This is a genomic window from Paenibacillus sp. FSL M7-1046, from assembly GCF_038007405.1.
Lineage (GTDB): Bacteria > Bacillota > Bacilli > Paenibacillales > Paenibacillaceae > Paenibacillus_AQ.
Genome location: NZ_JBBOXB010000001.1, coordinates 3915663 through 3929960, shown reverse-complemented (window position 1 = coordinate 3929960; position 14298 = coordinate 3915663). Strand labels below are relative to the sequence as shown.

Genomic DNA, 14298 nt, shown 5'->3' with positions numbered 1-14298 from the left:
CCTCTTGCTTAATAAATAAACATCGCATCGCCAAAGCTGAAAAAGCGGTATTGCTGCGCTATCGCTTCCTCATAGGCGGCGAGAATCTGTTCACGTCCTGCTAAAGCGCTCACCAGCATAACCAAAGTGGACTTTGGCAGGTGAAAGTTCGTAATCAATGCGTTAACAACTGTGAATGCGTAACCGGGGTAAATGAAGATATCCGTCCACCCGCTGCATTCTTCAATCTGTCCGCCCTGGAACTTATTGCCCACAGTCTCCAGAGTCCGGCAGGAGGTTGTACCGACAGCGATAATACGGCCGCCTCTTTCTCTCGCATCATTCAGAAGCTCTGCAGTTTGCCGGGACAGCTCGAAATACTCGGCATGCATGACATGCTCTTCAACCTTCTCTACTGACATCGGGCGGAATGTGCCAAGTCCAACGTGAAGTGTAATATAAGCAATATTTACACCTTTGGCGGCAATACGCTCCAGCAGTTCCTTTGTAAAATGCAGTCCTGCCGTCGGTGCCGCTGCTGAGCCTTCATGCCGGGCATATACCGTCTGATACCGTTCCCGGTCATCGAGTGTTTCCTTAATATAGGGTGGAAGGGGCATCGTTCCCAGTCTGTCCAGAATCTCCTGAAAGATTCCTTCATACATGAAGCGCAATGTCCGGCCGCCCATATCGGCCTCATCTTCGATCACCGCACGGAGTTCATCGCTGAAAATAATGACCGCACCGGTCTTCAGCTTCTTGCCCGGCTTCACCAGCGCTTCCCACCGGTCCTCCCCCAGATTCTTCAGGAGCAGCACTTCCGCCTTGGCTCCGGTGTCTTCCTTGATCCCAAACAGTCTGGCAGGAATAACGCGTGTATCATTCAGAACAAGCGTATCCCCCGGCTGAAACTGCTCCAGTATATCGGTAAAATGCCGATGAGCAAGCTCTCCGTTCTCCTTGTTTACCAGCAGCAGCCTTGAGGCACTACGGTCAGAAAGTGGAGTCTGGGCAATCAGCTCCTCCGGCAAATGAAAATCATAATCGTCTACATTCATGGTCAGTCTTCATTCCTTAACTATAGTAACGTTATTAAAATAGTGTTGCAATATTTGCTTGTAATCATACCCGTTATCGGCCATACCCTTCACGCCCCACTGCGACATGCCGAGCCCATGGCCATTGCCCCAGCCGATAAAGTAAAATCCCGGGTTAGTTGTAACTACTCTTGCCGAAGAATCAGCTCCCATTACAACCGTTCCGCTGCTCTGGACAGTAACCTTGCCGGATGCAGAAAGCACACCTGCAGACTGTGTTCCGCCAATGGTTGCGGTAGAGCCGTCAGCGCCTAATACAGTATAACTGCCGGAAGGTACAATATCAAACAAAGTACTGGGCAGTCCATTAAAGGCGGAGCGGAAAAGATCCGGGTACTTAACCTGCAGAATATTACCGTTGGCTTTGACCTGAGTGACTCTTCCTGAAGGCCCGCGCTGGGTAACCTGCAGGCTGGTAATGGATGACGGCAGTGTACTGCTTGTCTTGCCGGCTAAGCTTTTGAGCAGCTCCGCCGAGGTGTACGGTCCTTTAATCCAGCTATAGCTCCCGGATTCATAGACTTGATCCAATACGACAGCATTTTCACCGGGATTCAGTTTGCCTACCGGACTTGCACTGCTGTCGATAACAGGCAGCGGCCGAATGTTCACATTACTGGTCGAAGCTGTCGCAAGGGGAAGTCCTGCCGCCGTCTTACTGCCGGTCAGTTTCATATTATCTTCACGGGCATAGCCGGAGGCACCGCTGGACAGCAGCACATAATACCACTTCTTAAATGAGGCAGAGGCCGAAGCATCCTCAGCGCTGAGCACACTGACAAAAGCAGCTCCGCCATTGCCCCAGACCTCTGACGGATCCGCTGTGCGGCCGCCGCTGTTGGAGGAGAAGACAGTTTCGACAATCTTCCCGCCGCTCTTCAGCACTTCACCGGCTGTGGCATCCACCGCCTTGATAATTGTAGGTGCTTCGGCCCCGATACCGTTATATACCTGGCTTAGTGTCGTATCGACCACATCGGCCACATCAAAACGTTTGCCCTGAAACAGCGCATAGCTGCGCGCGGCGACTGCCTGGGCTTTAAGCGCTTCTTCATTCCAGCTCGAGGAGACTTCTCCGCCGACTACCGCATACAGGTATTGCTCAAGCGGTACTTCATTAATGACAGCCAATGAGCCGTTTAAACCACTTAGCTCCAAGCTGCCGCGATACGTACGTTTGGATCTCTCCTCCAGTTGAATCCCCGATTCATTGCCTGCAGCCATAAACTTGGCATTGGCTCCGGACACACTGTAATGAAACGCTTGTCCTTCCTTACTGAGGTCCAATCCTGCGTCACTGCGGATCATTAACCCGGGTGCTGAAGCAGGAGACAAGACAAGCTGGGGAAGTGCAGCCGCAACTTCGGCCTGCAGGGCGGAAAGCTCACTTTCGCCAGTAGCTTCGCCGACCCATACCTGCGTCTTGGCACTGCCGTCCGCTCCAGCCACCATTACCTTCCAGGCATCGAAATTGGCTGCCGTCAGTGCCTGGAGAGCAGCATCTGCTTCCTCAGTGGAAGCGAACTCTCCGGCAGACAAGTGTTTATTGCCCTTCACGGCTGACGTTTGGCCCGCCGGGATGGACAGTCCCGCTTTCCCTACGCGGGTAAGGCCTTCTTTGGCAGCATTTTCACTGGCGTACGGACCTGTGTACAGCTGGTATGCATTAACCCCATTCCGCGAGGTTACCAGCAACTGCGGCTTATCGGATGTAGACTGCAGCTTCTTGGCGGCATCGGCAGCTGCCTGCCAGGTGGCAGCTTCCATAACCTTAACCTTGTAGCTATCCAGACTTACGCGTATTTTGCTGTTGGCCGGAACCAGCAGCAATGAGGCTGCCCCACTCTGGCCGGAGAGAAAATTGAATTCCTTAGCAGACTGCAGCGTCACGTATGGTACGGTTAATTTATATTTGCTGCCGATATCAGCATATATCGCAACCCGGATGTTTGCACTGGATTCAGCATGGATATCACCTGCAGGAACCAGGAAGCTGCCTGCAATCAGTGTTGCCGCCAGCAATCCCCGGCCCAGCAGTCCCATTCCTGTCAGTTTGCGCCTCGCATGATTCATCGTGAAGCCTCCTAAAAGTTTGTTGTGGGTCTAGCATTTCAACTTTAATGCTGCTCCGGAGGAAGCGGAAGACCCAGGTGATGATAAGCCGCCGGGGTTACCATTCGTCCCCGGGGAGTGCGCTGCAGGAAACCGATCTGCAGCAGATAAGGTTCATACACATCTTCAATAGTCTGGCTCTCTTCGCCTATTGTGGCGGCAATCGTATCCAGCCCTACAGGACCGCCGCGAAAGGCGGTGATCATCGAGTGCAGCATCTTATGGTCTATGCTGTCCAGCCCGCGCGGATCGACCTGCAGCATCTTCAGCGATTCACCCGCAATATCGGGGGTGATGATTCCATCACCGCGCACCTGGGCGAAATCGCGGACCCGCTTCAGCAAGCGGTTGGCAATCCGCGGTGTTCCCCGGGCACGCAGGGCAATCTCTTCAGCGGCATCGCCCAGGATCTCAATGCCAAGCAGCTCGGCATTGCGGGAGACGATGAAGCTCAGCTCATCAATCGTATAGTATTCCAAACGGCTGACCACCCCGAAGCGGTCACGCAGCGGCGCCGACAGCAACCCGGCCCGCGTGGTGGCTCCGATCAGTGTAAAGGGCGGCAGATCCAGCCGCACCGAACGGGCGCTAGGCCCTTTGCCGATCATGATATCGAGCGCGAAATCCTCCATCGCCGGATACATGACTTCTTCCACAGTCCGGTGCAGGCGGTGAATTTCGTCAATAAACAGCACGTCGCCTTCCTGCAGGTTGGTCAACAACGCTGCCAGATCCCCGGGCCGCTCAATGGCCGGCCCGGACGTCGTCCGCAGATTCACACCAAGCTCGTTGGCGATAATGTTCGCGAGCGTGGTTTTGCCAAGACCCGGAGGCCCGTACAACAACACATGATCCAGTGCCTCACTGCGCATTTTGGCTGCTTCAATATATATTTTCAGGTTCTCTTTCACCTGTGTCTGTCCGATATATTCGCCCAGATAACGGGGACGCAGACTTAATTCCACCGCCTGCTCGTCCATCATCAGATTCGCCGATATAATCCGGTCATCCATCTATTTCCTCACTCCGTTCTTCAAGGCTGTCCCTTTAGGCAGCTGCGTTATGGCTTATTTGGCGATATATAGCAGCCCCAGCGCCTTCTTCATCAGTACATCGACAGTCCCTGTATCTGTGCCTTCTTTCTTCATCGTCAGCCATACCCGGTCCAGCTCTGCTTCGGTATAACCGAGCGCTTTCAGACCGTCTCTGGCTTCCTGCCACGGCAGGGCGGCATTCTGCTCTTCCATCGGCACCGCAAATAACCCCGTCTGCATGGAGGCGGCGCTCAAACCGTCCAGCTTATCCCGCAGATCCAGAATCATCCGCTGTGCCGTCTTCTTGCCAATACCCGGCAGCTTGGTCAGGAAGGTGATATTCTCCTGATAAATCGCCGAGATCAGTTGGTCCGGCGTGCCGCCGGTCAGAATCCCCAGGGCCACGCGCGGTCCAATACCGGACACCTCAATCAGCTTGCGGAACAGCTTCTGTTCTTCCCTTGTCGGGAATCCGAACAACAGTGTGGCATCCTCCCGTGTCTGATAATGGATGTAGATGGTCACGGGTCCTTCCGACTTGACGAACGCATAAGGATTCGGGCAGAACACCCGGTATCCTACCCCCTGGACATCCAGCACCACATACTCCGACTCCAAATGTACTACCGGTCCTCTTAAGTAATCTATCATTTTCGCAATACCTCATTTAGTTTGGAATTAAGACTCACCGAATGGGCGTGGCAAACAGCCACCGCCAGCGCATCGGCCACATCGTCGGGCTTAGGAACAGCGGACAGCTTCAACAGCAGCTTCACCATTTCCTGTACCTGCTTCTTCTCAGCCTTGCCATAACCGACCACAGCCTGCTTTACCATCATCGGTGTATATTCGGCTACGGGAAGCCCGCGCTGCACGGCAGCCAGAATCAGCACCCCCCGTGCCTGCGCCACCGGAAGCGCAGTTGTCACATTGCGGGCGAAGAACAGCTTTTCCACTGCCACTGCGTCCGGCTTATATTTATCTATCAGCTGCACCATGCCCTCATAGACATGCAGCAGCCGTTCTTCCTCAGGCGTATGCGCCTCTGTCTGAATACTGCCATATTGAACCGGCGTCAATTTATTTCCTTCCTTATCTACGAAGCCAAAGCCGACAATCGCCAGCCCCGGGTCTATTCCTAAGATGCGCAAGCCCAATCTCTCCTTCTAACAGGCAGGATATTCCACCGTATTCATCCATTGCCCGCTCTTAAAGCGAACATATGTATTCCTTCTACCCATTATAGCAAAAATCCCTCTAGCAGAGAAAAAAATTTGCCTCATTTGTAACCCTCATGCCAAAAAGCCCCCGATCATAAGATCAGGGGCCTTCCAGTACTATCCTCTGCTGCTTATTCCGACTGCATTGCCTGCTCCGCCGTATCACGTGCATAATCGCTGAATGTCGACAGCACGCTGTTGTACTCCTCAATGTCCTGCACCCGTATCCCTTCATGCAGCTGTTTCATGATCCCTTCCGGGAGCGAAGACTTCATGGAGCCCATGTCCATCTGAAAAAAGGTCTTCAGCACTTTTTCCGCTGCCGGCGGACCTTTGAACAGACTTAAATTCCCGTGTGCGTCTACACCGATATAAGCATCCTTTTTGGTCAGCGGCGAAAGATCATTGACTTGATGCTCCAGCCACAAATCGCCTTCCTGGCTAATCCAGCCGTTCCAGCCCGGATGTTTCTCTATCAGTACTTTAAGCTGCCCCGGATTCCGCTCTCCTGAAAGGGTCTGTACTTCTACGCCCGTAACATAGACCGTCTTCAAATGTACCGTTCTACTGACAGCGTCTTGGCTAACCGCTTCCAGCAGTTGTTTGCTCTCTACAGCGGCACTGCCGTCTTCCTCGCTGTTTCCGATATTATTAGAAACGGCTGCCACCGCTGCCACGCTGTCATCCTGCCCTCCGGTCTGCTCCGGGCTGTATGTTTCGCTTAACGACTCCACCGGTATCGCCCAGTCTGAATTGCTTAACAATCCGCTGATCTCCTCCGGAACCTGCATGCCGCGCCAGGCCACTACCGTCAAAGCGATACAAGCCGCTCCCACCCAGGGAGCCTTTTTCCAACGTCTCCACCGCCGCCACAGTTGTTCTTTCAAACGAAAAGCATTCATGTTAATCCCTTCATTCTGCTTTTTCCCTATTGTGACCTGTGGAAGAAGCAATTATGCGCTTAAGAGGAAAAATTGATCTTCAACGCTTCCCGCTGTCCTGCAGCAAAATAATTTAATTTCAAAACTTATCTTTCTAAGCTATCATTTGCTATACTCTATATTAGCGAAAATTAAGTTAAAAACTAAACAAAGGGGATTTCCTTGATGATTATTCAGCCCAAAACCCGCGGCTTTATTTGCACCACTGCCCATCCTGAGGGATGCGCCAAGCAAGTGGAGCAGCAAATTTACTATGTAAAAGCACAGAAGAAACTGAATGGTCCGGCTAATGTTCTCGTGATCGGCGCTTCTACCGGATACGGTCTGGCTTCGCGGATTACCGCCGCTTTTGGTGCAGGCGCGAATACAATTGGCGTATTTTTTGACAAGCCTGCTGAGGGTGCCCGCACCGCCTCTGCCGGCTGGTATAACTCCGCAGCACTTGAGCAGCAGGCGGCGAAGCTTGGCCTCAAATCACACAGCATCGTCGGCGATGCTTTCTCTGATGCCATTAAAGCAAAAACGATCGAGCTCATTAAAGCCGAATACGGCACAGTGGATCTCGTGATCTACAGTGTAGCTTCCCCCCGCCGCACTCATCCGGTAACGGGAGAAACTTTCTCTTCTGTGATCAAACCTGTCGGCAGCGCGTATACGAACAAAACGATGAACTTCCACTCCGGTGAAGTCTCTACCGTCACCATTGAGCCAGCGACAGACGATGAGGTCCGCCAGACCATTGCCGTAATGGGCGGTGAAGACTGGAGCATGTGGATCGACCAGCTTCAGGCAGCAGGCGTTCTTGCAGATGGAGCTACTACCGTTGCCTATTCGTATATCGGGCCGGAAGTTACCCACCCGATCTATAAGGACGGAACGATCGGCCAAGCCAAAAATGATCTCGAAAAAACAGCAATCGCTTTAAATGACCAGCTTAAGCCACAAGGCGGTCGTGCCTTTGTCTCCGTCAACAAAGCTCTGGTTACCCAGTCAAGCTCAGCTATTCCTGTGGTACCGCTCTATATTTCAGCACTATACAGAGTGATGAAGGAAAAAGAGCTGCATGAGAACTGCATCCAGCAGATGTACCGTTTGTTCGCCGAGCATTTGTACAACGGCGGCGAGGCTGCTGCTGACGGCAGCCACCTGATCCGGATTGACAATTGGGAAATGCGTGAGGATATTCAAACTGAAGTGATGCGCCGCTGGACCGAGCTGGAAACGGATAATGTCCCTGAACTTGCCGACCTTGCCGGATATCAGGAAGACTTTTTCAATCTGTTCGGCTTCCGCACAGACGGTGTCGATTACGAAGCTGACAGTGAGCCTGCAGTGGATATTCCCAACTTGGTGTAAGTGTAATCAGCGTTTATAAATAGCAAAGAAGCCGTTCCCTCACAGGAGCGGCTTCTTTGCGTACTTTATCGGCATAAACATTATCCGGCCCGTGCAAACAGCTGCCATAACCGTCTGAAGAGCTGGATTGACCGCTTAGAGAGGGTTGCAACATAATATCGGGTGCCTTTCCCGGTATGTTTGCTGCCCGGATAGCAAGGAGTACAAAAACACAACGTCGAATAATATGAATAGGTTAGTCTGTATAGAAGGGGGATTCCGCGTGCCAAGAAGGTTGTCTGATGAAGAAGCCCGTGAACTAGGCATCGAGACGTTCCATCAATTGATGGACAATGGTGAAAAACGGTTCCGGTTGATAAGCTCCGACGGAACATCTTACATAAGAACGGAAGCATCTAATGAGGGCGGCTGGCAGAATAGTCACTTTCATAAGGGACTTACTGAATTTTACGTGGTTCAAAGCGGATGGCTGGTGTATGCCGAGTTGTCTGTTGAAGGTAAGCTTTCTTTGAGAAGTATGAAACGAGGGGATTCCATTAGGGTACACCCGCTCATCCATCACAATTTATACATGTCTCCGTATACGGTAACCCATGTAGTTAAATATGGAAGTGATGATGTTATTCAGACCGACTGGTTTCCTTCTTTGGAGTTAGACAAACTAACCAGACACATACCTGAATCGGAACTGCTGAAAATTTAGGGACAACAGCGATTGGAACAACGGTCCGTTCGCGGAGCGTTTACAACATGTGCTCACGTCTATCCTGCTCAAAAAACTAGGGTGTTCCAATTAGCCATTTCATGGCTTTTGGGACACCCCGTGCATTTACAGGCATAAGACTTATCCGGCCAGTGCCGATTTAATCTGTCTGGTGTAGAACAGACGGACAACACAAAAGTAAACGAGCTGAATGATAAAGAACAGGCTGAGCACAAGAACGGATTCTTTAAACATTGAATAATTGAACATGTGGGATAGGGTGGTAAGTGCCACCGCTCCATGCACCAGTGCGACAACGATAGGAGCGAAGAACAGCAGACTGATTTGGCGGTTCAATATCTTGCCCAGCTCTCTTTCGCTCAGTCCCAGCTTGGAAATGGCCTTGAACTTTTGTTTATCTTCATCCAGATCACTGTATAGCCGGAAATAAAGAAAGCTGCCAGCAGAGACAAAAAACACAATTCCGATAAAGAAGCCGATGAACATCAGTGGCCCAAAGCTTTCATTAATACGGTTTGTCTGAAATTCAAGTGCATAAAATTCGTAATTTCCGTCATACGGAAGCTTGTTGGTCAGCTTTCCGCCCGCAGCCACTGCTCCCTGCTGTTTAATCGGTCCATGCCAGGCATAATAGTGACTTTCTTGACCTGGCGGGGCGAGTTTGGCAAACAACTCATCAGGGACAATGTAATAGCCGCTAATGCCCCGTATCGCCGGAGATACAACCGCCTGAGTTGCTTCGATAACTATCCCCGACTGCAGCTTTACAGGCTGGTGGAGCATCTTTTCGCCTTTCCGCGACAGCCCAAAATCAACGATGGCCGCCTTCCCGTCAGAAAGCTTAATAGGTTTGATTCCAAGCAGCTCCGCAAGATGGTTATACTCGGCTTGCTTTACTAGGGTAAGCGTTTGATTGCCTTCAGCAGTATTATAATAATTAAGCTCAAGTAAAGTCTTTTCAGCGGTAACCTTGGATTCGCTTAAGCTCTGATCAATCAGTTTTACATGGGCTTGTTCCTTACTGTCGCCATCAGCAGCGAGATATGTGAACAGATAAGGATTTTCCTTCGTCAGCGCCCCGTTAAGCATGGATTGGAATCCGTACAATGCGCCTATGGCACTAAATGAAACTGTAGAGATGATGGCGACCAGAAAAAAGGAGCGTGCATTGTCTTTCATCCGGTAGGAGAGATCGGAGAACAGCAGCATATTGGTCTTAAACCAGAAAAAACGCTCTTTTCGCTTCAGCTTCCGGATCAGATATACACTGAGCTGTGTGAACAGCAGATACGTACCAATAGTCACCATAATTACTACTGGCGGAAGCAAGAACACAACATCCAAGCCGCTGGCCCGTAAAGAAAGGAAATAGCTGGTCCCTAGCAATGCCACCACAAGCAGTGACAGCAACAGTGAAGCCTTCGGCTCCCGCTTGGGCTGACGATCCGCCTTGATGAGCGTGATTAGCTTGCCGCTCCGCAGCACCACTGAAATAAACAGGGAGATCAGGATGAACAGCAGCATGAATGAAGCCAGCGTGAGGAAGATCGCCTTGAACGGAAAATAGAATTGCAGCTGTTCATTGAGCGCAAGCGCCTGCTCTCCGGCAAGCAAAATCCCCTTCGCAAACACAATTCCCAGACCGATACCACTAATAGTTGCCCCGAACCCGATAATCATATTCTCCAGAAAAATCATCGTCCGCAGCTGGCGGGTGGTCATACCCTGCATCATCATTAATCCGAATTCCCTTTTCCGCGATTGCAGAAATGCGCTCATCGAGTAAAGCACGAAAAAAAAGGAAAACACATAGATAATCCATTTCGACACCGAAAGGGCAACCACCGCACTCGACTGCATACGATCTTCGCTGAGCATCGGATGAAACGCAAAGATGGAAAAGGTGAAAAACACCATTACGGTAAACATACTGCTCAAGAAATAGGCGGTGTAGAGCCGTTTATTCCGGCTGACGTTACGGAATGCGAATTGACGGAACGTCATTTCCATATCCCCCCAGCAGCGAAAGTGTATCAATGATTTTCTGGAAAAAGCTTTGACGGTTGTCCCCACGGTGGATCTCCGTATAAAATCTGCCATCTTTAATAAACACTACCCGATGGCAATAGCTCGCGGCCACAGCGTCATGGGTAACAAGCATCATGGTCGTTTTCTGTTCCCGGTTGATGGTTTCCAGCATATCCATGACATCCTTTGCCGCTTTGGAATCCAGATTACCGGTGGGTTCATCCGCCAGCAGCAGCTTGGGTGAATGAATCATAGCTCTGGCGATAGCCGTCCGCTGGGCCTGCCCCCCGGAGATTTCATAGGTGCGTTTTTTCATGATGGCGGTAATCCCCAGCTTATCGGCAATCGCTTGTGCCTTTTGCTTCATTTCGCTGATCTGGGTTCCATCCAGTGTCAGCGGCAGCACAATATTCTCCTCCACGGTCAGGGTATTCAGCAGATTGAAGTCCTGAAAAACAAAGCCTAGCTGCCGGCGGCGAAATACCGCCAAATCGTTTTTGCTCAGCTTTCCTATATCTTTGTTGTCGATGATAATTTCCCCTGTGGTTGGGCCGTCGACTGTGGCAATCATATTAAGAAGTGTTGTTTTCCCGCTTCCGGAAGGACCCATAATCCCGACGAATTCTCCAGCGTCAATAGTTAAATCAATGTCGGTCAAAGCCCGGTAGGCCACATTTCCTTCATATATTTTACTAACCTGTCTTACCTCCAGCATAATGCTTCTATCTCCTCTCCTGCGTTAAATCCTTCTATAAACCACTATACCGGAGACACAGAACATCAACTATCGATTTAGGTTTCACTTTTATTACACGGATGTAAGCTAATGATTGGCTGCAAATACAATGCGCACCACTGTCCCTACGCCAACCTCCGTCTCCAGCTCAAGCCGGTGCCCGAGACGGTCGGCAGACTCCTTCGTCAAATACAGTCCCATCCCCGTAGATTCACGCAGCCCCCGCCCGTTGTCGCCAGTAAAAAAAGGGTCAAAGACCCGTTTGAGATCAGACGCCTGGATCCCTATCCCCTGATCTCTGACCTCAATGATGGGTTCAGCGTTCCGTAAGTAGCAGGAAACGACAACCCTTTTATCCTCTGTATCTTTGGCCGCTGAATATTTGATGGCATTGTTAATGATTTGAGACAGCATAAAGAACAGCCATTTCTCATCGCTCTGGGCAGTAATCCCGGGATCCGCAGCCAGAACCTCGGGAAATATCCGGTTGCGGATGAACAGGCGTTTGTGGTCATGCACAACCTCGTTCACGAGCTGCGGCAGAACGACAGGTTTGATATGAAAATCCTTTTCAAAGGCACGGAGCCTGGCCATGTATAGCACCGTATGCAGGCCGCTGCGCATCCGCTCCAGCTCCTCACGGATGCTGGCAAACTCAGGCTCATCCATGTTCTGAACCGTGAGCTCAATGACCGACAGCGGCGTTTTCATTTGATGAACCCATTGATCAATAAAGGTTAAGTGCTGCTCCTGCTGCTTTTTCACCGCTATGAGCTGCTGCATAGAGTGGCGGTACTGAGCATGCAGCAATTCTTCAAGCGCTTTGGATACAGGTGTGTTATCAATTCTTTGATAAGATTCATCCAGCGTTTCCAGTGGCCGGCTCAGGCGAAGATAGTAGCGGCGCCGGGTAAAATATTGCCGAACCAAATAACAGCCAAGGAAAAATAAACCTATGAAGGCTGCATAAAGAGCAGTCGAAAGATGATTATAGCCGTCGAGCCAGTAGATGGATAGTATTGCAGCAAATTGAACAATTTGAACGGCAATCAATAAAGTATGCTCCCGGATAAACAGCTTCATTGGCTGCCCTCTGTCCAGGTGATGTTCAACTTATAGCCTGATCCCCTGACCGTAAGTACAGCTTCCTCGATGTCAAGCTCCTGGAACTTCTTCCGGACCCGTGTAATATTTACGTTGAGCGTATTTTCATCTACAAAAGCTTGCGGATCCCACAGCTTCTCCAGTAAAGCCTCCCTGCTGGCCACCCTTGGGTAGCGCTCCATGAGGCTCTCTATTATATCCGATTCTTTTTTAGTCAAGGTCACCATGGATTGTCCCAGCTGCAGCTCAAGCCTTTCGGGATAGAGAGTAAGCCCCTCCAGCTCTATCACCGGCTCCTCGCGTCTCGCCGCATACTCCCCGTAGGCACGGCGGAGATGGCTGTGAATCTTGGCCAGAACAACCCCCGAATGAAATGGCTTGGTGATATAGTCATCCCCGCCATTCTCAAGTGCCATAATCTGATCCATTTCACCTTCACGGGCCGAAATAAACAGTACCGGGCAGGTGGAAATCCGGCGGATTTGCCGGCACCAGTAATAACCGTCGTAACTCGGGAGATTCACGTCAAGCAGCACCAGCTCCGGCTTAACCTGCTGGAATTCCTCAAACACCTGTTGAAAGTCCTTCACCCGCACCACATCATAACCGTACTTTAAAATAGCAGACAGCAGAAGATCCGCAATTTTGGGATCATCCTCCACAATCATAATTTTGAACATATTCATGGCACTCCTTATGGATTCATCAATGTTAATATTAATCAGCTCAAAGCGCCGGCTCCGGCAGCGGGTGCTTGGATGGTTCCTCTTCTATTTTTTCACGGATTCTCCGCACATGTACCATTAATGTATTCTCATAGCCGAAGCTGTCATCTCCCCATACCGCCTGACATAGGGCGTCGCTTGTTACGATTCTTCCTTGGTTCTCATGCAGTTTAATTAGTATTGCGTGTTCTTTGGCTGTCAGAGGAAGCTCGGTGCCCTCTCTACGCACAACAGCGCTTTCCAAATCTATTGTCTGTCTGCCCAGGCGGAAGACAGGGAGCCTCTCGGGAGCATTGAAGGCATATGCCCGCTTTAAAATGGCCATCAGCCGTAAAATCAATTCTCTCGGCAGAAAAGGCTTGACGATATAATCATCCGCGCCCAGCCCAAGGCCAAGCAACCGGTCTTCATCCTCTCCACGCGCGGAGAGAAACAGCACCGGCATGTCCGAAAATGTTCTGATTGCGGAAAGAAGAGAAAATCCATCTCCGTCAGGCAGCATAACATCCAGAATGGCCGCATCCGGCTTTTCCATCCTGCAGATCTACTTTTTTATTTTTTATGATATCCAATTCGCATCACCCTGTTTAGTATACCTGATCTAGCCGGAAACTCGATATTTTCAATTCTTATTTAAGGTAACTGTAAGGTTATCTTCAGCCGGAAGCAAGAAGACCTCTCTATATTAATTACTGAAGAACAATTACAGAAGTCTCTGTGCAGTCTTCCTTGGTCTGGTCATGTATGTAGCGAAAATCGGTATGTTGTTCCCCTACTCCCTGTTGACCATCGGTATGAGTGTGCTGAGCCAGCGGGAATTGACACCTCCAGAGAACCTATCCTTTTTCTTCATGAATGTTACGTTTATTGCGCTGTTTGCGGCGTGGTCAATTCATCCGCTGAAGCATAAAGATATGGCTTTATCCTGATACAGCAGATACAATTATGAACTTACCGGATACACAGCTCAAGGGAATACCAAGAAATTAAGCTTCACTGCCAGCAAACAGCTTCAGAAGAATGCAAGTTTGAAGCTGTTGGCAACCTTCCTGCGCGGTGTAACACATTGGGAGGAAATATCGCCTGAAGAGCTTCCTGAGCAAGTAAAGCAGCTTATTGAAAAATAATAATCGGGCATAAAGTAAAAATAGCATAAGAAAACTAAAAAAAAAGCAAGGAAATCGAGTTTCTATTCACGACTCTTCTCCTGCAAATATAATCCCTCAAAATATCGCAAAACAT

Annotated in this window: 13 protein-coding genes and 2 pseudogenes; 4 read left to right on the top strand and 11 right to left on the bottom strand. The window is 50.3% G+C overall.

Annotated features, from left to right (window positions below; genetic code table 11):
• Nucleotides 1-8 precede the first annotated feature (8 nt).
• The 6 genes from queA to NYE29_RS17270 all read right to left on the bottom strand — a co-directional run bounded on the left by queA (nt 9) and on the right by NYE29_RS17270 (nt 6344).
• A complete protein-coding gene (gene queA / locus NYE29_RS17295) occupies nt 9-1037 on the bottom strand; it encodes a tRNA preQ1(34) S-adenosylmethionine ribosyltransferase-isomerase QueA (protein WP_340896888.1) in 1029 nt (342 codons plus the stop codon).
• 9 nt (nt 1038-1046) lie between these two features.
• Nucleotides 1047-3149 carry a SpoIID/LytB domain-containing protein gene (locus NYE29_RS17290; protein WP_076109169.1) on the bottom strand — a complete coding sequence of 701 codons (2103 nt, stop codon included), beginning with the start codon at nt 3147-3149 and terminating at the stop codon, nt 1047-1049.
• Between the two features lie 44 nt (nt 3150-3193).
• Entirely contained in the window at nt 3194-4201 is a 1008-nt protein-coding gene (gene ruvB / locus NYE29_RS17285) for a Holliday junction branch migration DNA helicase RuvB (protein WP_076109170.1), read from the bottom strand.
• 54 nt (nt 4202-4255) lie between these two features.
• Nucleotides 4256-4873 carry a Holliday junction branch migration protein RuvA gene (gene ruvA, locus NYE29_RS17280; protein WP_076109171.1) on the bottom strand — a complete coding sequence of 206 codons (618 nt, stop codon included), beginning with the start codon at nt 4871-4873 and terminating at the stop codon, nt 4256-4258.
• The gene (gene ruvC, locus NYE29_RS17275) at nt 4870-5373 is read right to left on the bottom strand and encodes a crossover junction endodeoxyribonuclease RuvC (protein WP_038595613.1); all 504 of its coding nucleotides are present in this window, start codon (nt 5371-5373) and stop codon (nt 4870-4872) included. The genes ruvA and ruvC overlap by 4 nt, the downstream gene beginning before the upstream one ends.
• Before the next feature lie 200 nt (nt 5374-5573).
• Nucleotides 5574-6344: a BofC C-terminal domain-containing protein gene (locus NYE29_RS17270; protein ID WP_340896887.1), complete on the bottom strand. Its 771-nt coding sequence runs from the start codon at nt 6342-6344 to the stop codon at nt 5574-5576.
• Between the two features lie 204 nt (nt 6345-6548).
• On the opposite strand from NYE29_RS17270, the gene fabV reads away from it, so the two are divergent.
• Together fabV and NYE29_RS17260 are read left to right on the top strand one after the other, a co-directional pair.
• Nucleotides 6549-7739 carry an enoyl-ACP reductase FabV gene (gene fabV, locus NYE29_RS17265; protein ID WP_340896886.1) on the top strand — a complete coding sequence of 397 codons (1191 nt, stop codon included), beginning with the start codon at nt 6549-6551 and terminating at the stop codon, nt 7737-7739.
• A 262-nt stretch (nt 7740-8001) separates the two neighbouring features.
• Entirely contained in the window at nt 8002-8442 is a 441-nt protein-coding gene (locus NYE29_RS17260; RefSeq protein WP_340896885.1) for a hypothetical protein, read from the top strand.
• Between the two features lie 141 nt (nt 8443-8583).
• Here the strand turns inward: NYE29_RS17260 and NYE29_RS17255 are convergent, their stop codons facing one another.
• The 5 genes and pseudogenes from NYE29_RS17255 to NYE29_RS17235 form a co-directional block, all read right to left on the bottom strand.
• Complete coding sequence (locus NYE29_RS17255) at nt 8584-10467, bottom strand: ABC transporter permease (RefSeq protein WP_076109175.1); 1884 nt, start codon at nt 10465-10467, stop codon at nt 8584-8586.
• Entirely contained in the window at nt 10439-11206 is a 768-nt protein-coding gene (locus NYE29_RS17250) for an ABC transporter ATP-binding protein (RefSeq protein ID WP_038595620.1), read from the bottom strand. The genes NYE29_RS17255 and NYE29_RS17250 overlap by 29 nt, the downstream gene beginning before the upstream one ends.
• A gap of 108 nt (nt 11207-11314) precedes the next feature.
• Nucleotides 11315-12310 (bottom strand): sensor histidine kinase, encoded by a 996-nt coding sequence (locus tag NYE29_RS17245; protein WP_340896884.1) that lies wholly within the window; start codon nt 12308-12310, stop codon nt 11315-11317.
• The gene (locus NYE29_RS17240) at nt 12307-13011 is read right to left on the bottom strand and encodes a response regulator transcription factor (RefSeq protein WP_340896883.1); all 705 of its coding nucleotides are present in this window, start codon (nt 13009-13011) and stop codon (nt 12307-12309) included. Before NYE29_RS17240 ends, NYE29_RS17245 begins: the two co-directional genes overlap by 4 nt.
• Nucleotides 13012-13057: 46 nt before the next feature.
• Nucleotides 13058-13600 (bottom strand): annotated as a pseudogene (locus tag NYE29_RS17235) (response regulator transcription factor); the annotation flags it as partial.
• Between the two features lie 196 nt (nt 13601-13796).
• Here NYE29_RS17235 and NYE29_RS17230 point away from each other — a divergent pair.
• Nucleotides 13797-13985, top strand: a complete 189-nt coding sequence (locus tag NYE29_RS17230; RefSeq protein ID WP_340896882.1) for a hypothetical protein — start codon at nt 13797-13799, stop codon at nt 13983-13985.
• A 15-nt stretch (nt 13986-14000) separates the two neighbouring features.
• Nucleotides 14001-14183 (top strand): annotated as a pseudogene (locus NYE29_RS34605) (YxeA family protein); the annotation flags it as partial.
• Between the last annotated feature and the right edge of the window lie 115 nt (nt 14184-14298).